We start from the raw sequence: 24,601 nt of genomic DNA, 5'->3' as shown, positions 1-24,601 counted from the left end.
AAAAAAAATGATACTTTTGGAGCGTTAAAATAAATAAAAGTATGGATAACACACACAAATTCGTTTTGTTTATTTTCTGTTTGCTTTTTCCATTTTGGCTTATAGCTCAGGAAGTAACTATCAAAGGAACCGTAAAAGATGAAGACGGGATCGAGTTGCCTGGTGCAACAGTTGTTATTAAAGGAACAGCTAAAGGAACAGCTACCGATTGGAATGGTAACTTTGAGATGAAAGCTCATCAGGGCGATATCTTAGTTTTCTCTACTATTGGCTATCTCCCTAAAGAGGTAAAGGTCGGTAAGGAACACACTTTGCATATCGTTCTCTCTACCGATGAGCAACAGATCGAAGGTACTGAGGTGGTAGCAGTAGCCTACGGTACTACCAATAAAAAATCGTTTACGGGCTCTATGGCTACTGTCAAAGCAGAGACTATTCAGGCCAAACAGACTACCGATGTGGCTAAAACCTTAGAAGGGGCTGTAGCAGGGGTGCAAATCTCAACTTCGTCAGGGCAACCAGGCAGTAGCTCGTCTATCCGCATTAGGGGGATAGGTTCTATCAATGCATCGAGTGCTCCGCTTATCATTTTAGACGGGGTACCTTTTGAAGGGACTCTTAACGCTATTAACAACAGCGATATAGAGAGTGTGAACGTGCTAAAAGATGCTTCTTCATCGGCACTCTATGGGGCACGTGGTGCTAATGGAGTGGTGCTTATCACTACTAAAAGTGGCTCGAAAGGCAGGTTGTCTATCTCGGTAGATAATAAGTTAGGCTTCAACTACCGCGGTATCCCTGAGTATGATATTATCAGCAGTCCTGGCGAATACTACGAAACACTTTGGTCAGCACTTTATAACCAAAATTTGTATACTCAAAACCAAGCTGATGCTTTGGCGCGCAGCAATGCTAGTAACTCGCTTATAGACAATGTGGGAGCAGGCTATAATATCTATAACGTAGCTGATGATAAGGTGGTACTCCCTACCACCGGTAAGCTCAACCCTGCGGCAGCTATCAGATATTCTGATGCGGCTACTTTCAACCAATGGGAAAAGGCTCTCTTCAATAGTCGTGTGCGCAAAGAGCACAACCTGAGTATGACCAAAGGTACTGAACACAATAGTTTTTACTTCTCTTTTGGCTATTTGGGCGATGAGGGCTATAATATGAATAGTTATTTTAACCGTTATTCTACTCGTTTTGCTTACAAGGGCGACATTACTTCTTGGCTAAAAGCCAATGCTTCTTCGATGATTACTTATACTGAAAAACAAGGAAGTACTGAGAGCAATAGTTATGACAACCCTTTTGCGTGGACACGTACTATAGCGCCTATTTATCCTATCTATGAGCACGATGCCAATGGCAATCGCTTGAGTACATACGATTATGGAATTACCCGAAAATTTAATGACAATACAAACCCTGTGGCTACACAAAATGAGAACCTAAACTACAGTCGCAATTATTATTTCAATCAGGCACTTTCGTTAGATGCACAGCTACATAAGAATCTCACTTTTTCAGTAAATGGTAATTTTTATGCAAACTTCTATGATGTGAATTACTTTACCACTCCTTTAGGTGGTGCAGGTAAGAACTATGGGGGGGCATCAAGTAAGTATAAATCTGATAATATAGTAATGACCTTTAACCAATTATTGCGCTATAGCAAAAACTGGGATAACTATGGTATAGAAGCTCTTTTTGGGCACGAAAGCTATCAGAAGCGTTTCGGTACTATAGAAGGTAGCAAGAAGAACTTTGTAGACCCCCGCAATAGCGAGTTTAACAATGCTGCGGTGCTCAGTTCACTCACCTCATATACTCGGCGTTACTTTGTAGAAGGCTATTTTGGTCAGCTAAATGCTAACTATCAGCAAAAGTATTACCTTTCAGCTAGTTTGCGCCGTGATGGCTCGTCAGTATTTGCACCCGAAAATCGTTGGGGTACTTTCTGGTCGGTAGGAGCCTCGTGGTTGCTAAGCGAAGAGAAGTTCTTAGAAAAAGTAGATTTTGTAGATTTGGTAAAACTTAAATTGAGCTATGGAGTGCAGGGGAATGACGAGCTTTACTTACCAGGGGGAGGACGTTCGTACGTGCCTTATATGACCCTCTACAGTGTGAGTACTAATGGCAATACACCAGGGCTTGTAGCTAGCTATAAAGGTAATCGCAATATCACTTGGGAAGAGAGTGGCAACCTCAATGCAGGGATAGAATTAGGTTTCTTTAGAAACAGACTCACCTTAGAGGCTGACTACTTTGTAAAGAAAACTAAAGATTTGTTATTCAATATGCCGTTACCTGCTTCTACGGGCTTTAGTTCAGAACCGCGCAACGTAGCCAATATGGTAAATAAAGGGGTAGAGTTTTCGTTAGGAGTGACCCCTGTGCAAACAGATAAAGTACAGTGGACAGTATCAATAAACGGCTTGCACTACAAGAATGAAATAACTCGCCTACCTGGAGAATTACGTGAAAAAGGACTAACACGCGGCTATCAAACACTGAAAGAGGGAGGCAGTATATACGATTTTTATTTGGTGAAATGGGGAGGCGTAAATCCTACCAATGGCGATGCCCAGTTCTATGTAAAAAATGCTACTACGGGCGAATATGAGCTGAAAGGCAGTGCAGATTACGATAGTTCGAGCAAGCAATATGCAGGCACTTCTATTCCTGACTTACAAGGGGGCTTTGGTACCACTCTTAGTGCTTATAATTTTGACCTTGCAGTACAGTTTTCTTACCAGTTGGGTGGTAAATTCTACGACTATCAGTACGCTGGACTGATGCATTCAGGCGACTTGGGTAGAACTTGGCATACTGACATTCGCAATCGTTGGACGCCCGAGAATACCACCTCAGACATTCCGCGTCTTGAATTTGCTAATCAGAAGATGCTTAATCTTTCTGACCGCTTTATGGTATCGTCAGACTATCTATCGCTGCGCAATATAAGTTTGGGGTATACTTTCACGCACCAGATGGTAGAGAAATTAGGGCTTACTAAGCTGCGCTACTACCTTACGGCTGATAATGTGTATTTGTGGAGCCACCGCAAGGGCTTAGACCCTCGTACTAGTTTAGCCGGTAGTAATGACTATGCAGTATATAGCCCAATACGCACGGTATCAATGGGATTAACACTCACTTTCTAAAAATTGTAACAGCTATGAAAAAATATATATTTTCCGCCGTTTTTGTATCACTGCTTATTACTGCTTGTTCTAAGAGTGATTTCGACCCCGAGGTAAATGAATACCTTACCGACCAGCGCAAAGAGGAGCTAAAAGCCAATGTAGAGACCAAAGCCAACCTATTACAGGTAGAACTCAATGGTGTTTACAATAACAATGTAGCTAAGCAAAGTACTTATGACGATTCATTTGGGCTTAAATCTATCCATATGTCGTCAGACCTTACGGGCTTAGATATGGTGCAAGCTTCGTATCACTGGTATGGCTATGATTATTATTTTGATATGCGCAATGCTAACTATTCGCGTACCAGCTTTATGTGGTCTTTCCTCTACCGACAAATCAGTGCTATCAACACCATTTTAGCCGATTATTTTGCTGAAGCTCCTACCGAGCAAGTACTTTATCAGAAATATGCAGAGCTGAAGTCGCTGCGAGCACTTTATTATTTCTATTTGGTGAATTTGTATCAGCATTCTTACAAAGGCAATGAAGCAAAATTAGGGGTGCCTCTAATGCTCAAGCCAACCGATGGCAAGCTACCGCGTGCTACAGTAGCCGAGGTATACGCCCAAATGGAAGAAGACCTATCGGTAGTAGATGATGCCCGCTTCACCATCACCGAAAGCAAAGAAGATGTTGATAAAGCCGTAGCAGCTGCTTATTTGGCTAAAGTGTATGCGCATAAAGAAGAGTGGGCAAAGGTAGCCCAATACGCCCAAATAGTGCTTGCCGCCTCTGATTTCAATTATACATCAATGGCTGAAGTGCAAGGCGCTAAATGGGATATTAGTAACACCTCTTGGCTTTGGGGGTATGATATTACCCAGCAGACAACAACCTCTTGGGGCTCTTTTTATTCACATATCGACAATACTATAACACAGGGCTATGCTGGTGGTTCAGGAGCTTATAAGAATATGTATAGCAATCTCTACGCTAAAATAGCCAATACCGATGTGCGTAAGAAAATATACATCAATAGTACGCTTTTCCCTGCGATAGCCAATCGCTATAGTTTGCCTGATTATGCTAATGTGAAGTATGCTACCGACCAACGATTTTTGAGCGATTACTGCTTCATACGCATTGAAGATCCTTTCTTTCTGTATGTAGAGGCTTTAGTAGAGCAAAACTATTTGACTACTGCCAAGACTACCCTCGAAGACTTTATGCATAACTATCGCGACCCCTCTTATACATTAGCTGCTACCACTCAAGCGGCTATGCGCGAGGAGGTGCGCACGCAACGCCGTATAGAGCTTTGGGGAGAAGGTACATCTTTCTTCGATTTTAAGCGTTGGCACTTAGGGATAGACCGCACAGAGGCAGGCAGCAATCATACTTTTAAGGTGACCGTACCTGCAGGAGATAAACGTTGGGTATACCAAATACCACAAGATGAGATAGAATCGAACTCACAAATGGTACAAAACGAATAAAAAGATAAAACAAGAACCTAAATTGATGAGAGCTACCTAAAAAAAGGATACTTTTTTGGGTAGCTCTTTTAGGAAACAATGAAGTTTTGTTATTTTTAAAAGGTGAGTTAGGTGTGCCATTACAATTTTGTGTGTTTAACCTAATAAACCTATTTTTTTGTTTTTGGTATATTAAAAAAATATTGTACTTTTGCCGTACTAAATATATCTTTTCTCATTCTGATAAATGAAGCTATTCACTCTTATATTATTGTTTTTCAGCACTTACCTGTACGCTCAGAATCCCGATAGCCTTATCCAGCGCAGCATACAAAACGAGCTGGAAGCTATTAAAATTTTTCGCCAGAAAGACTCTATACGGATAGCTATGCTACTGAATGAAATTCAGGAGATGTTGCACACTGAAATTCCAAATAAATTACAGAATAAAGACTCATTAGCTACCTTAGAAAAGAAAAAAGAAATAGAGAGCTTACGTGAAAAAATGCGAGGGAAACCTATTGTTTTTGAAAAAGACACTCTGTATTACATCTATACCTCCTATGGTCCTTACGATGCTGATATACGCGTAAAAAACACAGAAGATAAGCTCAAAAAACTTTATGATGATCCCTTCTTTATTGCTGATTCTATTAAAGTAAAACCTTCTGGAGACTACTTAGCAGTGATGTACAAAGGAAAATCGATAGCAGGGATTAGTGTAGTTGATGCCTTGTGGGAAAACAGCACTCAGACAGAGTTGGCCAACCGCTATGCCAATGTTATTAAAAATACTATTATAAAGTACAAAGAACAGAATAGTTTAAAAAGTATCCTAATAAGATGAGATATGTTTAGTACTTTTTATTGCTTTTATATTGGTATGGGCTATCAATAAGCTTTTCCGTTTTCTACAAAAGTTAGCAATTAATTCGCAAGACCGTTTTGTTTCTGGCATCAAAGTTAAAAACTATTAAATTATAAAGAAACGTAGTATAATCAAAGTAATGTTAAGAATACTAGCTGTACTGCGAATTATATTCTTGTTTTTGTTATTAGTAACTATTATTCCTCTCATTTTTGAAATTTTTCCGTCTACCCAATACTTATCACATATTATTATACAATGGATTTCGGAGCCTATTAAAAATGTAGGAAAGGCTATTTTAAACTATCTGCCTCACCTATTTAACATTGTTATAATTGTTATTATCACTCGTTATGTACTAAAAGTACTAAGATTTTTTGCTTTAGAAATAGAGTGCGGCATACTTAAAATACATGGCTTTCACCCTGAATGGGCACATACTACCTATGTACTAATACGTATGATATTATGGGTACTTTATGTTCCCTCATTTACCAGGGTCGGATAGTGATGCTTTTAAAGGAATTTCGGTATTCTTAGGATTACTTATTTCACTAGGGTCTTCCTCTGCCATATCTAATGCCATAGCAGGTGTAGTAATTAGTTATATGCGTCCGTTTCAAGTAGGTGACTGGATAAAATCAGGGGAAATTACAGGTATAGTAATTGAAAAAAATGCCTTAGTAACCCGCTTAAAAACTATTAATAATGAAGATATTACCATACCAAATTCTTCTATACTTAGTGGAGCAACAATGAACTTTACTTCGATAGGTAAAGAGAAAGGATTAGCTTTAAATGTACATATAAAAGTACGTTATGATTACTCTGATAATTTAGTAGAAGAACTTCTTATTGAAGCAGCTTTGATGACTAATGGTATTTCACCTCACCCTCACCCTTATATTTTCCAGCTATCACTAGATGAACGGAATGCCTTATATGAACTGAATGCCTATACTTTTCATCCAGAAAATATGTACTTTATAAAATCAGACTTGGTAAAAAACATACAAAGTACTTTTCGACAAGCAAATGTAGAGATTTTCTAAACCCAATACATTGAGATACTACCTGAAAATGAACTGAGAAATAAAAAGAATAAATTATAAATAATAACAAGAAGAATGAAACAACGACTTATATTTATTGATGTTATTAGAGCTTATGCTATCTGTATGATGTTACAAGGGCATTTTATCACAGCCCTACTTGCTGAACCATACTGCGATGAAAATAATATTTATTACCATATTTGGCACTATTTCACAGGCATTACTGCCCCTGTATTTCTTACCATATCAGGATTTATATTTACGTTTTTGCTTATTCGCGAAGGTGAACGCAGTGGTATAGGATTAAAAAATCCCCGTGTAATTAAAGGTTTTCATCGAGGAATAATGCTTATAGCAGTAGCTTGCCTATTGAGAAAAAGTATTTTTTTTGTTGATATTTTGCATTGTATAGGACTTGCTCTTATTATAATGGTAGGTATTTACTTGCTAATAGGAAAACATGTGCGGCATGTACTCCCTATAGTACTTATCAGCATTACATTACTACTTTTTATTTTTAATGAAACTTATAATCAGTACGAATATTCATGGTTACCAGAGGTAATAGCTAACTACTTACCACATAAAAATAATACAAACTTCTTTACGATCTTCCCTTGGTTAGGTTTTGTTACTTTAGGAGGCTTTATAGGATCTATGTTTTATTATAATCATAAAGCCAAACACCTATACCTTATATTCACCATACTACTAATTGTTTTTGGTTGTATTTTTCATTTTCAGTTTCATACTTTTCACTTTTTATATGAGCTTACTGGTTGGGAACACTTTGATACTTTATCTCGCAAAGGATTCCTTTTCCTACGGACAGGTGATATGCTTTGGACATTTGCGGTATTTGTTATGTTACGTAATATACTCACAGCTCCATTTTTGCAACGAATAGGTCAAAACACACTCTCTATCTATATTATTCATTGTTTAGTATTGAACCAAGTAATTCCAATGTTCAACTTAGATTTCTTTTTCCATAAAAGCTTAAATCCTATTCAAGCTATAATTGGAGCTATATTTTTTGTAGTAGGAGTGGTAGTATTGTCATTCTACTATCATAAAATATATAAATACATAAAGGAAAGATATTTTGCAGAAAGTATGAGTCGAAAAATGGTTTATAAGCTGTTCACAGTCCTTTTTATAAGTTTCTTTTCATTTATAATAACTAATGCTATATATACTCTCTCAGGTGAAGACTATAGTGCTGTAGTAAGTTATAGCATTTTATATTACTTACTACCAGCTGCTTTTGTAGCTAGCATTCTTCTATTTTTAAAGAAAAGATCCTTATTCTGGATCCCATATTCTATTTTATGTTTTTACATTTTGACAGAAGGTTTTATAAATGGTTGGAATAATCCTTTACGTTCTATTTATTTATTAGTTGCAATAACTGTTGGTTATGGGATATTAGGAGTTTTAATTACTTTCTATTTTAAGCGACTTAGAGAAAAGAAAAGTTATTTACCTAAGTAAGTTATTTCACTGATTATCAATGAACAAAAACAAATGAAGAATAAAAAATAAAAATAATAGTCTAAAAATTTGGAAGTAACACAAAAAATACTGTATCTTTGCAGCGTTAATAATTAGTAAAATTGCGGGAGTAGCTCAGTTGGTAGAGCGTCAGCCTTCCAAGCTGAATGTCGCGAGTTCGAACCTCGTCTCCCGCTCAATATAAAAAATCCTTGATAGTAAATGCTATCAAGGATTTTTTATATAAATACTACAACTGTTTTAGTTTCATGGCTAATTCCCAAATTATGATTCCAGCACTTACTGATACATTTAAAGAATGTTTAGTCCCAAATTGTGGTATTTCAATCACTTGATGACTTGCTGTTACCACCTCTTGAATTACTCCCTTTACCTCGTTACCAAAAACCACAGCATATTTAGTAGTAGGCTCAGGATTAAAGTCTTGCAACATAACACTATGTTCAGCTTGTTCAATACTAATAACCACAATTCCTTCTGCTTTAAGCTGTTCTACTATTGTAAGAGTATCTGTCACATACTCCCAATCCACACTATCAGTAGCTCCTAGAGCTGTTTTGTGAATTTCTTTATTAGGAGGAGTAGCTGTAATACCACATAAATAAATTTTCTCCACTAAAAAAGCATCTGCAGTACGAAATACAGACCCTACATTATTAAGGCTTCTTACATTATCAAGTACTACTATTAAAGGTGTTTTTTGGGCTTGTTTAAACTGTTGTACATCCAAACGATGCAACTCTTCATTTGCTAACTTACGCATATATCATTATAATCGGGTTACTTTATCTACCCCTTTAATATTCTTTATTTCTTGTATCAGTTTTTTCAAGGTTGCATTATTATTAATTGATATAGATACTTTTCCACTAAAAACATCTCCTTCTGTATCAATATTCACATTTGTAAGTTTCACAAACTTACTTTCCAAAATAGCTTTAGATATATCACTAATAAGTCCGTCCCTATCTATACCACTTATTTTTAAACTTACCTTAAAGTCTCTCTCATCCGATTTTACCCACTTAGCCTGAATAATACGATAGGCATAGTTAGATTGCATTGAGATAGCATTAGGGCACGTTTTCTTATGTACTTTTACTCCTTCATTAATAGTTACAAAACCAAAAATAGGATCACCAGGAATAGGACTACAACATTTAGAAAAACTATAGTCTAAAGTCTCTTCTTCTTTACCAAATACAATGCTATCATAATGTTCTCCTGTTTTATAAGTAGGTTCTTCCGTAGGGCGTTTTACTTGTTTGCTTTTAAAGAGCCCAAAGAAAGAGGTACGATTAGAGGCAAACTCTTTCAACATAGTACTTGATATTTCTCCAGTACCTGCTTGATAGTAAATATCTAAGCTTGTTTTAGTTTTAAAATAGTTCACCAGCTCATTCATTACTTCTTCAGTAAGATTTATTTTAAGCTGTTTTAGCTTGCGTACCAATATTTCTTTACCTTCTGTAGCAACAATTTTAGTTTCTTCTTTTAAGGCATTTTTAATCTTACTTCTAGCTTTAGAAGTAGTAGCATAGTTCAACCAGTTCTTAGTAGGCTTTACATTCTCAGCTGTAATAATTTCTACTGTATCGCCACTTTTAAGCACTTGGTTTAAAGGTACTAATTTGTTATTCACTTTAGCCCCTCGTGTTTTAAGTCCTACTCCTGTATGAATAGAAAAGGCAAAGTCTAATGGTGTAGCTCCCTTAGGTAATGATTTAATTTCTCCATTAGGGGTAAATACAAATATCTCTTTTGAATAAAGGTTTAACTTAAAATCTTCTACAAAATCAACTGCATTAGCCTCACTATTTTCAAACACTTCTTGTAAGCGGTTTAGCCATACTTCTATACCTTCTTCTTTTTGACTTCCATGTTTGTATTTAAAGTGGGCAGCATAACCTTTCTCTGCTATCTCATGCATACGTTCACTGCGTATCTGCACTTCTACCCATTTACCTTTGGGTCCCATAACTGTAATATGCAGTGCCTCATAGCCTGTTGATTTTGGTGATGAAATCCAATCACGTAAGCGCGTAGGGTTCGGACGAAAGTGATCCGTAACAATTGAATATATTTTCCAAGCCAAAAACTTCTCTTCTGCAGGCTCGCTTTTATAAATAATACGAATAGCAAACTTATCATATACCTCTTCAAAACTCACCCCTTGTGATTCCATCTTTTTATAGATCGAATAGATGGATTTCGGTCTACCTTTAATGTAATACTCTATCTTTTGCTCATTCAGCGAAGTTTCTACTATCTTAGTGAAAGCCTCAATATACGATAACTGCTCATCTTTAGATTCTTTCATTCGGTTCAATATACCAAAGTAGCGTTCTGGGTCAGTATATTTAAGGGCAAGGTCTTCTAGCTCTGTCTTGATATTATACAGTCCTATACGGTGTGCTATAGGTGCGTAGATATACAGTGTTTCCGAAGCTATTTTAGCCTGTTTATGTTCAGCCATAGCCTCCATAGTTTCCATATTATGCAACCTGTCAGCTATTTTAATAAGGATTACACGCACATCATCATTCATAGTAAGCAATAGCTTACGGAAGTTTTCTGCTTGTAATGAGATATCGCTATCCCTACTCATATTAGATATTTTAGTAAGCCCAGCTACTATATGGGCTACTGTATCGCCAAAAAGGCGTTGCATATCCTCGTTGGTATATTCAGTATCTTCTACCACATCATGCAAAAGGGCAGCAGCTATTGATACAGCATCCAACCCTATCTGCGAAGCTACTATCTTAGCTACTGCTATAGGGTGAAATATATAAGGTTCTCCACTTTTACGACGCTGACTTTTATGAGCCTCCACAGCAGTATCAAAAGCCAAGCGGATAAGTTTCTTATCTTCCTCACTAAGGGTCTGATAGCTAATGCGCAACAGTTCTTTATATTCGCGTGCAATAGCTTTTTGTTCATCTTCGCTGTAATAATCTGTTTCCATAGCATTTAATATAAGAATGTGCTTATTTTATAGTAGTAGTGAGTTTACGTAACTTAATGTTTGAAAGTACTTTTTTGGTATATAAAGGGAAATCAGCATTCAATAGCCAACCAAAATAACCCGGCTCTTGTTCAAAAATATCCTCTACTCGCTTACCTTTGTGCTTACCAAAAGTAAACACCTCTTCCCCTTTCTCATTATAAGCAATAAATCCAGCAAAGTCCACTATTTGCTTCCGGTATGTAAATTCGCTCAGCTTCTTCACATTATTCTCCAAGCTACCTTCATAACGGTCTAATTGTGCTTTAAGTATCTCGTAAGTAGCATTAGTATCAGCAGCAGCACTATGCGCATCAGCAAGATCTTTATCACAATAAAACTTATAAGCTGCCGATAGGGTACGTTGTTCCATTTTGTGAAATATTGTCTGCACATCTACCGTCACACGGTTGCCAAGGTCAAACTCATCTACCCCTGCTCGTAACATCTCTTCAGCCAAAAGCGGAATATCAAAACGGTCAGAATTATAGCCTGCAAGGTCAGAGTCCTTAATCATATGGTATATTTGCTTTGCCAATTCCTTAAAAGTAGGCTCATTAGCTACCTTTTCATCTGTGATACCATGCACTTCCGATGCCACTGCAGGTATCGGGATTGTAGGATTCACCAACCACGTCTTGCTTTCCTTATTACCATTAGGATATATCTTTAAAATTGAAATTTCTACAATACGATCTTTAGTAATGTCAATACCTGTCGTTTCAAGATCAAAAAAACAGATAGGTTTTGATAGCTTTAGTTCCACTGTATAAGTCTGATTTTCTGTTATTCTTCTATTTGCGCAGATAGTCCAGCATCAAGTAATGCGGTGCAAATCGGCAACAAGTATTCATAACTTCCCGTCTTTACATCACATTTCCCTTTAAAGTGTGTGATAATAGCACATTGCTCGGCTTGTTCAAAAGTATGATTACAAACCTGCACAAGCGTATCAATAACATACTCAAATGAATGATGCTCATCATTATACAAAATGATATGACACTCCTCATCTATCTGTTCCAGTATATCCACCTCACCAAAGGTTTCTTCTTGATATTGACTATTTTGTAACATATTTGCTTTTATAATGCTACAAAAGTATAACAAATATTTGAGCTGTGCAAATATTTTTAGAAGTTTTCACAACCTTTCTATTCAAAAAATAGCTTACATTTTTTTTGCCAAACGATGCCATTTAAGCCTGTAATAACACACAAAAAGCCATCTTTTTCTTGTCAATAACTCACCTCTATTCAGCCTGCTCCTATTCACCTTTTATTTCTTATTTTTCACCCAAATTTCATTTTTATTGCGAATACTTCAAAAATTAATACCCTACACTTTCCTTTTCAGCAGAAAATACAATCCCCTAATAATCAACACACTTAACCACCAACATTATCATACAAAACCTAAAGAATGAACGAAGGTTAAACGAACGAATAACGAAGGATAAACGAACTATAAACGAAGGATAAGCATTCCTCATCTGATTATCAGCTGCTTTACCCTTACACTCCTCCTTTGCAAAAATCGCAACAGAATTGCCAAAACATTGCATTTTTCTCATCTTCTCTTACCACCCACCTCCCCTACCCTATGTTATATCTAAAAACTCCCCCTTATCCTCAGTACTACCCTATATACAAAAAAAAACTATTTCCTCAGTATCTAATAATACCTCGGAAATAGTATCTTTTTCTATTCTCTCTCAAAGTAAAAATACTCTCCCACTAGAGCCTCTTATGTCAATTTCATGTGTTTACACAAGTAAAAGTTTTGTTTTTACACTTTCTTTATCAGTTTCTGATAAGGTTGCATTTATCAAATTTTCCATAGTAAAAATATTTAATGGGTTAATAACGCCACAAAGGAACGAATTTTTGTTTGGAAAGACAAATATTTTAACAAAAGTTTAACAATTATGATGTAAAAAATCTTAATTATTTTTTATTTGATTTTTTTTCTTCTTTTTATCCAGTTATATAAAAGCTTAACTCCATCAATATTATTAACGTATCCAGCATTATTATTACTTATATTATAAAACTTTTTTTGTTTTTTAGTAGATATTTCTCTAGTTATACTAAAAATATCATTAATCATACAAGGCAAAAAGACTATTAATCTTCTATTTATATCTTCATACTTCAGCTCAAATTGTACCAATATTGATTCTATTCCTTCTGTCATAATAATATTTACACCATCAATTTTGTCTTCATAAGGAGATGCAAAACAAAAATCCTGGGGATATATTCTTTTTTCTGGATTTAAAAGTTGTTCTCTCACAACATCAAAATTTGAATCAAAAAGTAATAAATCTCCAAATTTTTCAAAAGCCATAATATAAGCTGTTTTCAATAATGCATACTTTACTTTATTAAAATCAATTCGATTTTCAATCAATTTTATTTTATGCATATCTCCTTCCTTTATTTTTTTCATTTTTTCATCGAGTCTCAATTTATTATTGTTTTTACGACTACTCTTTACTTCTGCAGATCCATCATTATTAATTTTAAAAGTACCCTTAAATATATCATCATTGAAAATCATTTCTATAGGTATTTCTTTTCCTTTGGGAAGACTCTGATTACTTAAATCTTTTAACCTATTTACCAAATATGAATCCATTTTTGTACCTGCTATATTGTTACATTTCTTACAAGTAAGTACTTTTGCTTTTCCCCCAAGCGATTTTGGAGGTGCATCTTCCAAGGTTAATGGATTATCCCCATTTATGCTATGATAAACTCCTTTACATATAGGGCATAAATAAACATCTTTTTCTCCTATTATAAATCCATTGTCAATTAAAGAATTTCTATTTTTTACAAATCTATCAAAAATAACTTGTCTTTTTTGTTCTCCTTTATTCATTGTAAAATAAATTATCAAATTATTAATCTATGCAATTGAGACAAGTAAGTACATAGAATAAAAAAATAAATCTTATACTAATCTAAAAATATTACAAAAATTTAAAACCTCAGCAATATTAATACCTAAAATATTGCTTATATAATCAAAAATATTGTTTCTGTAAGCAATATAAATTGCTTCTACAATCTAAAATATTGTCAACAGAAGCTAAAATATTGCTTCTGTAAGCTATTTTTTTTGGAAAAATAAAATATTTTCTAACTTCTCAACTTGATATCTAATGCAAAGTTCAGTCCCTAATTCACCTTCGTAACCCTTTCTATCACATTCTCCCTTGATAAGATAATCAGCAAGTCATCCTTATTCAGCTTAACATTAGGATCAGGCGTCACATTCATCTTACCGTCAGAATGCTTTACTGCCAAAATATTTATCTCATATTTATGCCGTAAGTTAAGCTCCATAAGTGATTTCCCCACATAAGTCTTAGGCACCTTCACTTCATATATAAAGTAATCTTCAGCAAACTTAAAGTACTCAATAATAGTAGGGCGTAATACCGAATAAGCCACCTTTTCTCCCATCGATTCTTCAGGGAATACCACCTGTGTAGCCCCTATCTTATATAGTACTTTCTCTTGGGTATGATTCACTGCCTTGCAAATAATATTCTTCACCCCCAGCTCCTTCAGCTGTAAGGTAATCAAAATACTAGCCTGAATGTTATCACCCACACTCACAAAAGCAGTATCAAAATCATCTTTTACCACATTCTTAAGGGCTATCTCATCAGTAGCATCCAGAATAACAGCCTCCTCTATAATCCCCTCACTTAAGGCTTGTTTAATAAGCCCCTCGCGTGAGTCTATTACCAGTACTGTTGCCTTGTTCTTATAAAGAGTCTTAGCTACCGATTTACCAAACTCTCCTAATCCTATGACTAAAAAATTCTTCATAATCTATCCTATTAAAATATTTTCTTTTGGGTATTTGTAATTTCCTTCAACTCGTGGTCTCGATAAGGCGAGCGCAATGGTAAGCGGTCCTACCCTACCTAAAAACATTGTAAATATCAAAATAAATTTGGAAAAAATGCCTAATTGTGGGGTAATCCCGGTTGAAAGTCCGCAAGTGCTGAATGCCGAAATGAGTTCGAAAGCTATTTTGGTAAATTCTAAATCGGGTTCTAAAGCTGTGAGGATTACAATCATTGTAATCACATACATCATCGCAATAAACACAAGTGCCGATGCTTTATTAAAGAGTTTCCAAGAGATGCGTCTCTTTGAAAATTCGATATAGTTCTTATTGAGTAATGCTGTTTTAATACCGAGAAATAAGATGCCAATAGTAGTAGTTTTCACGCCAGAACCTGTTGAGTTTGGCGATGCCCCTATAAACATAAACGTTACGCAAAAAAGAATGGTGGCACTGCTTAAATGCTCCAACGGAATCGTATCGAAACCTGCTGTACGTAAACTTACGGAGTGAAAAAAGCTAATAAGCATCTGTCCAAAGAAACTTTTCCCGTAAAGTGTGTAATAATTTTTATATTCTAAGGTAAAAAACAAGAACGTACCCGCAACGAGAAAGATAATAGTTGTTATAATTGAAAACTGAGAGTTAATATCGAGTCTTCGTCTCTTTTTCCGAAGGTATTCATAGGCTTGAATAATGGTTGTAAAGCCTAAACCACCAAAAATAACCAAAAAAGTGATGATAATATTCACAAAAACATTGTAAGTATAACCTTCGAAGCTATGAGGAAACAAAGAAACGCCCGCATTACAAAAAGCCGATACCGAGTGAAACACCGAGAAAAATAACGCTTTCCCAAAAGGGAAGTCTTGAATGAAAGAAACAAACAAACACAGCGCTCCTGTAGCTTCAAAAAGCAAAGTAATATACACCACACGCTTTGTTACGGCATAAATATCGTAACTTTTGTTGTGATTAAGCCCTTCGGCTACTATTTTTTTAGTATAAAAACCAATGCGTTTAGCAATAAGCAACACCAAAACAGAGGAAATAGTAAGCACTCCCAATCCGCCAAACTGAATAAGCACCAATAAAATGAGTTTCCCATAAATAGTAAAGGTCGTTCCTATATCTATCACCGAAAGACCCGTAACGGTAACCGCCGAAGTAGCTGTAAAAAGCGCTTCGAGGAAAGAAATATCTTTCTGAGGCGTATGTGCAAAAGGCATCATCAAAAGCAAAGCACCTACGACTATTAAGCCTATAAACGAAAGCATTATAAGGTTATATGGTGATATTTTTTTTAACATTGGGTTCAATTTTTATTGTTTATCCATCTGAACGGTACGAATAGGGAATGGTATATTAATATTATGTGCATCAAAACATTTCTTAATAGCCATTATAGCTTCTGATTTATACGAAAAAGACTCCGAAAGTTTCTTGGAAGGAATAGTAAAATACACAATAAAGTTAATAGAACTATCGGCAAACTCAGTATAATAAAAAGAGATAGCTGTATCAAGTTCTTTTTGTTGCATCATCTTCCTAATAGTAGTTTCAGTAAGCATTTTCACCTGCTCCAAATCCGATTCATAACCTACACCACAAGTAACTGATACATTAGCAGTATCACTTTCAGAATAATTCTTCATAGGATTGTCCACTATAAGCTTATTAGGTATCGATACATAGTTTCCATCAGCCATTTTAAGCTTAATAGTACGCAAATTTATATCTTCAATAGTACCTGTATAGCCCATAGTTTCAATCTGATGCCCTATACGAATATTCTTGGTAAAAGATAAAGTAATACCCGAAAAAGTATTGCTAAGCGTACCTTGTAAAGCCAAACCAATAGCCAAACCTGCTACTCCTGCCCCTGCCAAAATAGTTTTAAACATATTCTCAAGGTCTAAAATATTTAGCGAAAACATAAAGAAGGTAATAACCACCAAAACAGAGATAATATTACCCAGCATTATGCGTGAAGAAGGTTTTACGCCACGCCTTTCTAAGATACGAATAGCTATTTTTTTGATAAGTCTAGAAAGATAAAAACCTAGAATAAAGACTAATAAAGCTATTACAATATTAGGTGTTTTATCAATAAAGAGTTGAATCCATAGATGTATTTTCTTAGTGAATACTTCTATAATATTAATGTAGTCATTTACTATTCCGTTTTCCATTAAGTCTAATTAGTTTATTTTACCAAAAGTCAAAATATGATAGGCACTTTTTGTTATTTATTACATAAATGAGGCTGTCCAATCTTTTCAGACAGCCTCATTTTTGAAAGTTTTATTCGTTTATTATCGTGAATAGTTAGGTGCTTCTTTCGTAATGGTAATATTATGTGGGTGACTTTCAGCTATACCACTAGCTGTAATACGCACAAAGCGTCCTACCTCTTGTAGGGTTTTCACATCCTTAGCACCACAGTAACCCATACCCGCACGTAAGCCTCCTATAAATTGGTGCATACTTTCTTGTAATTCACCTTTATAAGCCACTCGCCCTACGATACCTTCTGGTACAAGTTTCTTAATATCATCTTCCACATCTTGGAAATAACGATCTTTACTACCTTGGTTCATAGCCTCTACCGAGCCCATACCACGATATGATTTATATTTTCTACCTTCAAAAATAATAGTCTCTCCTGGTGATTCTTTAGTTCCTGCCAAAAGTGAGCCCAACATCACGCTGTCTGCTCCTGCAGCTATAGCTTTTACTATATCACCGGTGTATCTAATTCCTCCATCTGCTATCACAGGCACTCCTTTTCCTTTTAAGGCTGCTGCTACATTCATCACTGCCGAAAATTGTGGGAAGCCTACTCCTGCCACTACACGGGTTGTACAGATAGAGCCCGGACCTATACCTACTTTCACAGCATCTGCTCCATTCTCTGCCAAATACAAGGCCGCTTCTGGGGTAGCTATATTACCTACCACTACATCCAAATCAGGAAACGATGCTTTTACCATCTTTAAGGCACTTACTACTCCTTTAGTATGTCCGTGAGCCGTATCTATCACCACAGCATCTACCCCTGCGTGTACAAGCGCCGAAGCTCTTTCTACCACATCTGCAGTAACTCCCAAGGCTGCCGCTACGCGCAAACGTCCTAAGCTATCCTTATTAGATATTGATTTCTCTTGCAAATTAGCTATATCTCTAAAAGTAATAAGCCCTACCAACTTGTAATTCTTATCCACTACAGGCAGTTTTTCTATCTTGCTGCGTTGCAATATGCCCTCCGCTTCTTTCATCGAGGTACCTTCATTGGCTATCACAAGATTTTTAGAGGTCATAACCTCTGTTATTGGCCTATTATTATCATGTTCAAAACGCAAGTCCCTATTAGTAACAATTCCTTTTAAAATACCATTATCATCTACAATAGGAATCCCTCCTATCCCATTTTCCTTCATACAGCGTTTAGCATCGCTCACTTTGCAACTCAGCGGCAAGGTAACTGGGTCTATAATCATTCCACTTTCTGCCCTTTTCACCTTGCGTATTTGCTTAGCTTGCTCCTCAATCGTCATATTTTTATGCAGCACTCCTATACCTCCCTCTCTAGCCATAGCAATAGCCATAGCCGCTTCAGTAACGGTATCCATAGCTGCTGAAATAATAGGCACATTAAGGGTAATATTACGTGTAAATTGCGAAGTAATATTCACCTCTCTGGGTAAAACCTCCGAGTAATTAGGAATTAGAAGCACATCATCATAAGCAAGTCCTTCTGTAATTATTTTATTCTGAATATCCATTTTGGTAAAGAGAAAAATTAGTTGCGTGCAAAAGTACAAAACAATTTTCAATTAGCAAGTAACCTTTAATAATTTTTTTTTCACCCCTCATCTCCCTTAGCCATAGCACCCCATTGTAAAATTCTCAACAAACATCCATTTTTATTGATAATCTTTCAATTTCACTCTCTTCCTATCCTCTCACTATCCCATTCCTATAATCACCTGAAAATAAATACCCTACAATCCCACCCACCCCCTGTTCACACCCCAAGAACCTTATAGGATAAACGAACCTATAACGAAGGATAAACGAACTATAAACGAAGGATAAACGTCAATCAACTGATTATCAGGTATTTTTTCACAAAACAACTCTTTAAATAATTCGCAACCTTTTTCCCTAAATATTGCATTTTGTCTAATTCCTCAGTCCTCTAATTCATCTTTTTGCCTTCATCTCCATTTGCCTATTCGCCAATTATTTCTTACTTTTGCAACCTAAATTATTTAAGCTAATTTCAATGAACGATAAAATAGTAGTTTATCAAGTGCTTACAAGGCTCTTTGGCAATACCAACACCTCCAACAAACCTTGGGGAACAATAGAAGAAAACGGTGTAGGTAAATTTGCCGACTTTACCGAAGAAGCACTACTACAAATAAAAAAACTCGGGGCTACTCACATCTGGTTCACAGGTGTCCTACACCACGCCCTCACTACCAGCTATACCAGTTACGGCATTAGTGATGATTTCCCCGCCGTAATCAAAGGCCGTGCTGGCTCCCCCTACGCTATTAAAGATTACTACACCGTAAACCCCGACCTCGCTACCAATCCTGCCCTCCGTTTAGAGGAGTGGGAGGCGCTCATCGCTCGTACACACCAATGCCAACTAAAAGTTATTATGGATATAGTGCCCAATCACGTAGCACGCCGTTACGAAAGTATCGCCAAACCTAAGGACGTAACCGGTTTTGGCGAAAACGATGATACCACACTCCAATATGCCGTAAATAATAACTTTTATTATAATCCCAACGAGGCTTTCCAGCTTCCCGAAGGTATCTATGGCGAATACTACGAGTTTCCTGCCAAATGGACCGGCAATGGCACTCGCGCCTCTCGCCCCGATCGTAATGATTGGTATGAAACTGTCAAACTGAACTATGGCATCCGCCCCGATGGCACTAAGGATTTCCCTACCCTGCCCTCTGGCTTTGAGCACGAAAATACCGAAGCTCACTACCACTTTTGGGCAGACAAAACCGTCCCCGATACTTGGCTGAAATTCAAAGAAATAGCCCTTTATTGGCTCGATAAGGGCGTCGATGGCTTCCGTTATGATATGGCCGAAATGGTTCCAGTGGAGTTTTGGAGTTACCTCAATTCAGCCATAAAGCACCACAACCCCAACGCTTTCCTTCTGGCCGAAGTCTACAACCCCAATGAGTACCGCCCTTACCTACATTTAGGTAAAATGGATTACCTGTATGATAAGGTACAACTTTATGACACCCTTCGTAACATTGTAGCCCACCAGCATAGCACCGATGCCATTGCAGCCATACAGCGCAGCCTTGCCGATATTTCACACCGTATGCTGCACTTTCTAGAAAACCATGATGAACAGCGTATTGCCTCGCCCGAATTTGCTGGCTGTGCCGAAAAAGCCAAGCCTGCAATGGTAATCTCTACCCTTATCAGCCAGTCACCTATAATGCTGTATTTCGGTCAAGAAGTAGGCGAAAAAGGCGCCGAAGCTGCAGGCTTTGGCAGCCCATCACGCACCTCTATTTTTGATTACATAGGTGTCCCTGCCCACCAACGATGGCTCAATAATAAGGGCTTCGATGGCGGACAGTTATCCGAGAATGAACTCTCCTTACGTGATTTCTACCAGCGTCTGCTCAATCTAGAAGTCAATGGCTCTTATACCGATTTGCATCTCCATAACCGCCAGCACACCGAGTATTACAATGATAGGGTATACAGCTTCGCTCGAGGCGATGAACACAATCAGTGGGTAATTGTCAGCAATTTCAGTCCCCAACAGTCCTTCGGTTTTGAGCTACAACTCCCTCCCTATTTATTAGGTAGCTGGTTCTTAAATGATGGAGTTTACACCCTCACCGATACTCTTTACGGCAGTAAAACTACCACCTTGCACATCAAGCAAGGCAAAGGCACTATGCGGGTCGATATAGCCCCATTAGAGTCTTTAATATTCAAAATCAAACGTTAATCATTAAATATCTATTATTGTGAACATTCATTTCATAGTAGCCCCCAGCACACATCTACGCCCGTTAATGACCGAGTTACACGCTCTTGCGCCCATTACTACCCTTCCCCAGCAGCTAAGCACTGCTATTGATTATGTAGTTGCCGATCCTCATCTTTCTCCTTCCCACCCCGATTTGCTACAAGCACAACAGTTAGGTCTGCAGTTACTATCACCTACAGCCTTTCTTTACGAATACTTTAAGCACAAAACTCGTGTAGTTATTACGGGTAATGAAGGCCGAAAAGAAGTATTAGCACGGGTGCTGCACACTATGCAATTCTATAATCAGCCCCTTAGTTATTACTTTGATAGTCCTATCAACGGCAAGCAAGCACATTTCATTGATAGTGAATTTGTATTGTTAGAAGGCAACACCGATAGTGCCACCCTACACCCTACCGTTGCTCTCATCACTGATATAACAGAAGAAAATAAAGAAGTTTATGACCATTTTATAAGCGGAATTACTAAAGGAGGTATTCTCATTTACAATGAAGAAGATAAAGCGCTAAATGAGCTTGTTACTTCCGATAAGGCACATATTCGTAAAATAGAGTATCGCACTCCTGCCTACGAAATACATAATGAAGAAACCTACCTACTCACCCCCGAAGGCGAATTACGTTTAGGGCAAACCTCTCCTGCACAGCTTAGTTATATTGAAGCTGCTATGTGGGTATGCCAAAACATAGGCATTGATCAAGCCGATTTCTATGAAGCTATGGTAAGCTATAATAACTAAAACGTTATTAGTAGCCACAAAAAAATAGGCAATATCAAAGTAGGTACTTTGATATTGCCTATTAAGTTATCTGTAACTCTTTACTATTATTCTTTAATAAGTCGTTTATTAATACGTTTTACAAGTCCAGCTCCTTCGTATATAAAGCCAGTATATAACTGTATTAATGAGGCACCTGCCTCCAATTTTTCAAGCGCATCCTCTTCACTAAAGATACCACCCACACCTATAATTGGGAAGGCGTGATTACTCTTCTCTGCTAAAAATCTAATTACCTCAGTAGCTCGTTTAGTAAGAGGCTTCCCGCTAAGCCCTCCTGTTTCTTTCTTATTTGCAGAAGTTAATCCCTCTCTACCAATAGTAGTATTAGTTGCTATTACACCTGCTATATGAGTTTCTTTTACTATTTCTATAATATCCAAAAGCTGTTCATCAGTTAGGTCTGGAGCTATTTTCAATAGTATAGGTTTAGAAGTAGCCTTTTCCGAGTTCCTTTGCTGCAGAGTGCTCAGCAGTTGTTTCAAAGGCTCTTTCTCTTGCAATGTACGTAAGTTAGGGGTATTAGGCGAACTCACATTTACTACAAAGTAGTGAACATAATCAAAAAGCTCTTCAAAACAATAAAGATAGTCATTTACAGCTTCCTCATTAGGGGTAATTTTATTTTTACCTATATTGCCTCCTATAAGCACATTTTTATTCTTTTTAAGTCGTTTTACAGCTGCTTCTACTCCCTCATTATTAAAGCCCATCCGGTTAATAATACCTTGGTCACTAATAAGCCTAAACAATCGCTTTTTAGGATTACCAGGTTGGGATTTAGGGGTAATAGTACCTATTTCTATAAATCCAAAGCCTAAGTTTGATAGTTCATTGTAAAGTTTAGCATCTTTATCTAGCCCAGCTGCCAAACCTATAGGGTTTTTAAAATGTAACCCAAATACATTTCGGTGCAAGCTGGGGTGTTCTATTTTATAAATAGCCCTAATAAGAGCAGGCACAAAAGGTATTTTATGAATAAATTTAAGGTAAGAAAAAGTAAAATGATGAGCTTTTTCAGGATCAAGCCTAAATAATAAAGGGCGAATGAATAACTTGTACATGATAATAAGATTTAAAAAAAAGAGGTTAGAAAAAATCTAACCTCTCATACAATAATACAATACTCTTAGGTATAGTGGGGAGAACAGGATTCGAACCTGTGAAGGTATAACCAGCAGATTTACAGTCTGCCCTCGTTGGCCGCTTGAGTATCTCCCCATTAAATCGGGTGCAAAGGTACAATTTATTTTTAATCTTGCAAATTATTTACTATTTTTTTTCAGTATATTCTTCCATCGGTATCTTCGTACCCATTTACCTTCTTCTTTAGTAAGCAAGTAAGACTGTTGCTGTTTTTTAGCTTTCAAATAGCCTTTGCAATAGTCAAAAAAAAGTTTTAAACTATGTTTTCTTAGTGCTAATTTTGCAGCAGCCAGAAAAGATAGTATAACACCATAACGTAATCGGTAAAAAACGCTTCCTTGTAAGTAATGAGCTTTACTTTTATAACCTGCTCCTGTAGGACGCAAGTGCTTCACCCGTAGGGTAATATCTGTTTGTACTTGCCACCCATAAAATCGTGCCAAGAGCTCATCAGCAGTATCCCATCCCATAGCCATTCTAAGCCCTCCTATAGCCTGAAAGCACTCTTTTCTATATGACTTCACAGCTCCTCGTAAGTGGTCTCTATTAGTAAGATTTTCTAATACCCAATCACCATTTTTTTGGATATAACAAAAACCCCCATACATTCCTAGTGTGGGAGTTTCACTATATTGAGTATTCATTACTTGAAAATAATTATCAGGAAAGATAAGATCTGCATCAAACTTACAAATAACATCTACTTCCTCTTTAAGGAAAGGCAAACCTGTATTAAAAGTCTGCACCACTTTTGCACCTGGCAAATGCTCTCCTTTTTGAGTTCGTTGCACTAATTGTATAATAGGATTTTCTGCTGCAATTTCAGCTACTATTTGGGCTGTATTATCAGTTGATGCATCATCAACTACAATAATTTGATAAGGAAGATAAGATTGTTGCAGCAGTGATTGAAGAGTAAAAGCAATACTTTTTGCCTCGTTATAAGCAGGGATAATAATTCCGAAATTCATTAAATTTTAGGATTATCAGACTCTATAAGCCCATCTTTTAAGCGAATAATACGTTGAGCATATTGGGCTATATCTTCTTCGTGAGTTACTAAAATAACGGTATTACCATTTTGGTAGATTTCATTAAAAAGGTTCATTATCTCGTATGAAGTTTTTGAATCAAGGTTACCTGTAGGCTCATCAGCTAAAATAATAGAAGGATGATTTACCAAAGCACGTGCTACAGCCACCCTTTGGCGTTGCCCTCCTGATAATTCATTAGGTTTATGAAGCATACGATCTTCCAATCCTACTAATCTAAGTACTTCTTTAGCTCGTTCATGACGCTTTTCCTTATTCACACCTGCATAAACCATAGGTAAAGCTACATTATCTAAAGCAGTAGTACGTGGCATCAAGTTAAAAGTTTGAAATACAAAACCTATTTCTTTATTGCGTATATCTGCTAGTTCAGCATCAGTCATTTTGCTTACATCTTTACCATTCAATATATACTCTCCGGATGTAGGTGTATCTAAGCACCCTAATATGTTCATCAAGGTAGATTTTCCTGAACCTGAAGGCCCCATCAAAGCTACATATTCTCCTTTTTCAATAGTGAGATTAATACCTTTTAACACATGTAAAACTTCAGATCCTAACCTAAAATCACGTTTAATATCTTTAATTTGTAATAGGCTCATGGTAATTTGTTTCATTAATAATTGAT

General features: G+C 36.7%; 20 protein-coding genes and 2 tRNA genes. 9 read left to right on the top strand and 13 right to left on the bottom strand.

Annotated elements, in window-relative coordinates:
• The first annotated feature begins 41 nt into the window (after positions 1–41).
• The 7 genes from C4H12_RS03335 (at position 42) to C4H12_RS03305 (ending at position 8,244) form a co-directional block, all read left to right on the top strand.
• Positions 42–3,170 carry a TonB-dependent receptor gene (locus C4H12_RS03335; RefSeq protein WP_106097665.1) on the top strand — a complete coding sequence of 1,043 codons (3,129 nt, stop codon included), beginning with the start codon at positions 42–44 and terminating at the stop codon, positions 3,168–3,170.
• A 14-nt stretch (positions 3,171–3,184) separates the two neighbouring features.
• On the top strand, positions 3,185–4,651 hold the full coding sequence (locus C4H12_RS03330) for a RagB/SusD family nutrient uptake outer membrane protein (protein WP_106097664.1): 1,467 nt from the start codon (positions 3,185–3,187) through the stop codon (positions 4,649–4,651).
• A gap of 226 nt (positions 4,652–4,877) precedes the next feature.
• A complete protein-coding gene (locus C4H12_RS03325; RefSeq protein ID WP_106097663.1) occupies positions 4,878–5,477 on the top strand; it encodes a hypothetical protein in 600 nt (199 codons plus the stop codon).
• Positions 5,478–5,637: 160 nt separating this feature from the next.
• Positions 5,638–6,006: a hypothetical protein gene (locus tag C4H12_RS03320; RefSeq protein ID WP_106097662.1), complete on the top strand. Its 369-nt coding sequence runs from the start codon at positions 5,638–5,640 to the stop codon at positions 6,004–6,006.
• Positions 5,978–6,550 (top strand): mechanosensitive ion channel family protein, encoded by a 573-nt coding sequence (locus tag C4H12_RS03315; protein WP_254424801.1) that lies wholly within the window; start codon positions 5,978–5,980, stop codon positions 6,548–6,550. Before C4H12_RS03320 ends, C4H12_RS03315 begins: the two co-directional genes overlap by 29 nt.
• Before the next feature lie 75 nt (positions 6,551–6,625).
• Positions 6,626–8,047, top strand: a complete 1,422-nt coding sequence (locus C4H12_RS03310) for a heparan-alpha-glucosaminide N-acetyltransferase domain-containing protein (RefSeq protein WP_106097661.1) — start codon at positions 6,626–6,628, stop codon at positions 8,045–8,047.
• A 124-nt stretch (positions 8,048–8,171) separates the two neighbouring features.
• Positions 8,172–8,244, top strand: a tRNA-Gly gene (locus tag C4H12_RS03305).
• A gap of 53 nt (positions 8,245–8,297) precedes the next feature.
• On the opposite strand, the gene C4H12_RS03300 is transcribed toward C4H12_RS03305, so the two are convergent.
• The 9 genes from C4H12_RS03300 to guaB all read right to left on the bottom strand — a co-directional run bounded on the left by C4H12_RS03300 (position 8,298) and on the right by guaB (position 18,727).
• Complete coding sequence (locus C4H12_RS03300) at positions 8,298–8,831, bottom strand: RNA methyltransferase (protein ID WP_106097660.1); 534 nt, start codon at positions 8,829–8,831, stop codon at positions 8,298–8,300.
• Between the two features lie 6 nt (positions 8,832–8,837).
• Positions 8,838–11,036, bottom strand: coding sequence for a bifunctional (p)ppGpp synthetase/guanosine-3',5'-bis(diphosphate) 3'-pyrophosphohydrolase (locus C4H12_RS03295; RefSeq protein WP_106097659.1), 2,199 nt, complete (start codon positions 11,034–11,036; stop codon positions 8,838–8,840).
• Positions 11,037–11,058: 22 nt separating this feature from the next.
• Positions 11,059–11,841 carry a 3'-5' exonuclease gene (locus C4H12_RS03290; protein ID WP_106097658.1) on the bottom strand — a complete coding sequence of 261 codons (783 nt, stop codon included), beginning with the start codon at positions 11,839–11,841 and terminating at the stop codon, positions 11,059–11,061.
• 20 nt (positions 11,842–11,861) lie between these two features.
• Entirely contained in the window at positions 11,862–12,152 is a 291-nt protein-coding gene (locus C4H12_RS03285; RefSeq protein WP_106097657.1) for an ATP-dependent Clp protease adaptor ClpS, read from the bottom strand.
• Positions 12,153–13,028: 876 nt separating this feature from the next.
• On the bottom strand, positions 13,029–13,961 hold the full coding sequence (locus tag C4H12_RS03280) for a hypothetical protein (RefSeq protein ID WP_106097656.1): 933 nt from the start codon (positions 13,959–13,961) through the stop codon (positions 13,029–13,031).
• Positions 13,962–14,260: 299 nt separating this feature from the next.
• Positions 14,261–14,920, bottom strand: coding sequence for a TrkA family potassium uptake protein (locus tag C4H12_RS03275; RefSeq protein ID WP_106097655.1), 660 nt, complete (start codon positions 14,918–14,920; stop codon positions 14,261–14,263).
• Between the two features lie 3 nt (positions 14,921–14,923).
• Positions 14,924–16,252: a TrkH family potassium uptake protein gene (locus C4H12_RS03270; protein WP_106097654.1), complete on the bottom strand. Its 1,329-nt coding sequence runs from the start codon at positions 16,250–16,252 to the stop codon at positions 14,924–14,926.
• 12 nt (positions 16,253–16,264) lie between these two features.
• Positions 16,265–17,134, bottom strand: a complete 870-nt coding sequence (locus C4H12_RS03265) for a mechanosensitive ion channel family protein (protein WP_106097653.1) — start codon at positions 17,132–17,134, stop codon at positions 16,265–16,267.
• A gap of 123 nt (positions 17,135–17,257) precedes the next feature.
• Positions 17,258–18,727 carry an IMP dehydrogenase gene (gene guaB, locus C4H12_RS03260; protein ID WP_106097652.1) on the bottom strand — a complete coding sequence of 490 codons (1,470 nt, stop codon included), beginning with the start codon at positions 18,725–18,727 and terminating at the stop codon, positions 17,258–17,260.
• 503 nt (positions 18,728–19,230) lie between these two features.
• Between guaB and C4H12_RS03255 the strand changes: the two genes are divergently transcribed.
• Positions 19,231–20,952, top strand: coding sequence for an alpha-amylase family glycosyl hydrolase (locus C4H12_RS03255; protein ID WP_106097651.1), 1,722 nt, complete (start codon positions 19,231–19,233; stop codon positions 20,950–20,952).
• 19 nt (positions 20,953–20,971) lie between these two features.
• Positions 20,972–21,736 carry a Mur ligase gene (locus C4H12_RS03250; protein ID WP_106097650.1) on the top strand — a complete coding sequence of 255 codons (765 nt, stop codon included), beginning with the start codon at positions 20,972–20,974 and terminating at the stop codon, positions 21,734–21,736.
• Between the two features lie 86 nt (positions 21,737–21,822).
• Here the strand turns inward: C4H12_RS03250 and C4H12_RS03245 are convergent, their stop codons facing one another.
• The 4 genes from C4H12_RS03245 to C4H12_RS03230 all read right to left on the bottom strand — a co-directional run bounded on the left by C4H12_RS03245 (position 21,823) and on the right by C4H12_RS03230 (position 24,575).
• Complete coding sequence (locus tag C4H12_RS03245; protein WP_106097649.1) at positions 21,823–22,839, bottom strand: quinone-dependent dihydroorotate dehydrogenase; 1,017 nt, start codon at positions 22,837–22,839, stop codon at positions 21,823–21,825.
• A gap of 75 nt (positions 22,840–22,914) precedes the next feature.
• Positions 22,915–22,996, bottom strand: a tRNA-Tyr gene (locus tag C4H12_RS03240).
• Positions 22,997–23,040: 44 nt separating this feature from the next.
• Complete coding sequence (locus tag C4H12_RS03235) at positions 23,041–23,892, bottom strand: glycosyltransferase family 2 protein (RefSeq protein ID WP_106097648.1); 852 nt, start codon at positions 23,890–23,892, stop codon at positions 23,041–23,043.
• Positions 23,892–24,575, bottom strand: coding sequence for an ABC transporter ATP-binding protein (locus C4H12_RS03230; protein ID WP_106099414.1), 684 nt, complete (start codon positions 24,573–24,575; stop codon positions 23,892–23,894). The genes C4H12_RS03235 and C4H12_RS03230 overlap by 1 nt, the downstream gene beginning before the upstream one ends.
• Between the last annotated feature and the right edge of the window lie 26 nt (positions 24,576–24,601).

The organism is Capnocytophaga sp. oral taxon 878 (assembly GCF_002999135.1).
In the GTDB taxonomy this organism is placed as follows: Bacteria; Bacteroidota; Bacteroidia; order Flavobacteriales; family Flavobacteriaceae; genus Capnocytophaga.
The sequence above is the reverse complement of the archived record's forward strand: the minus strand, read 5'-3'. Positions and strand labels throughout refer to the sequence as shown.

Coding starts and splice junctions, on each gene's coding strand:
- C4H12_RS03335 (WP_106097665.1), top strand. CDS start 42: ATGGATAACACACACAAATTCGTTTTGTTTATTTTCTGTTTGCTTTTT.
- C4H12_RS03330 (WP_106097664.1), top strand. CDS start 3,185: ATGAAAAAATATATATTTTCCGCCGTTTTTGTATCACTGCTTATTACT.
- C4H12_RS03325 (WP_106097663.1), top strand. CDS start 4,878: ATGAAGCTATTCACTCTTATATTATTGTTTTTCAGCACTTACCTGTAC.
- C4H12_RS03320 (WP_106097662.1), top strand. CDS start 5,638: ATGTTAAGAATACTAGCTGTACTGCGAATTATATTCTTGTTTTTGTTA.
- C4H12_RS03315 (WP_254424801.1), top strand. CDS start 5,978: ATGTTCCCTCATTTACCAGGGTCGGATAGTGATGCTTTTAAAGGAATT.
- C4H12_RS03310 (WP_106097661.1), top strand. CDS start 6,626: ATGAAACAACGACTTATATTTATTGATGTTATTAGAGCTTATGCTATC.
- C4H12_RS03300 (WP_106097660.1), bottom strand. CDS start 8,831: ATGCGTAAGTTAGCAAATGAAGAGTTGCATCGTTTGGATGTACAACAG.
- C4H12_RS03295 (WP_106097659.1), bottom strand. CDS start 11,036: ATGGAAACAGATTATTACAGCGAAGATGAACAAAAAGCTATTGCACGC.
- C4H12_RS03285 (WP_106097657.1), bottom strand. CDS start 12,152: ATGTTACAAAATAGTCAATATCAAGAAGAAACCTTTGGTGAGGTGGAT.
- C4H12_RS03280 (WP_106097656.1), bottom strand. CDS start 13,961: ATGAATAAAGGAGAACAAAAAAGACAAGTTATTTTTGATAGATTTGTA.
- C4H12_RS03275 (WP_106097655.1), bottom strand. CDS start 14,920: ATGAAGAATTTTTTAGTCATAGGATTAGGAGAGTTTGGTAAATCGGTA.
- C4H12_RS03270 (WP_106097654.1), bottom strand. CDS start 16,252: ATGTTAAAAAAAATATCACCATATAACCTTATAATGCTTTCGTTTATA.
- C4H12_RS03265 (WP_106097653.1), bottom strand. CDS start 17,134: ATGGAAAACGGAATAGTAAATGACTACATTAATATTATAGAAGTATTC.
- guaB (WP_106097652.1), bottom strand. CDS start 18,727: ATGGATATTCAGAATAAAATAATTACAGAAGGACTTGCTTATGATGAT.
- C4H12_RS03255 (WP_106097651.1), top strand. CDS start 19,231: ATGAACGATAAAATAGTAGTTTATCAAGTGCTTACAAGGCTCTTTGGC.
- C4H12_RS03245 (WP_106097649.1), bottom strand. CDS start 22,839: ATGTACAAGTTATTCATTCGCCCTTTATTATTTAGGCTTGATCCTGAA.
- C4H12_RS03235 (WP_106097648.1), bottom strand. CDS start 23,892: ATGAATTTCGGAATTATTATCCCTGCTTATAACGAGGCAAAAAGTATT.
- C4H12_RS03230 (WP_106099414.1), bottom strand. CDS start 24,575: ATGAGCCTATTACAAATTAAAGATATTAAACGTGATTTTAGGTTAGGA.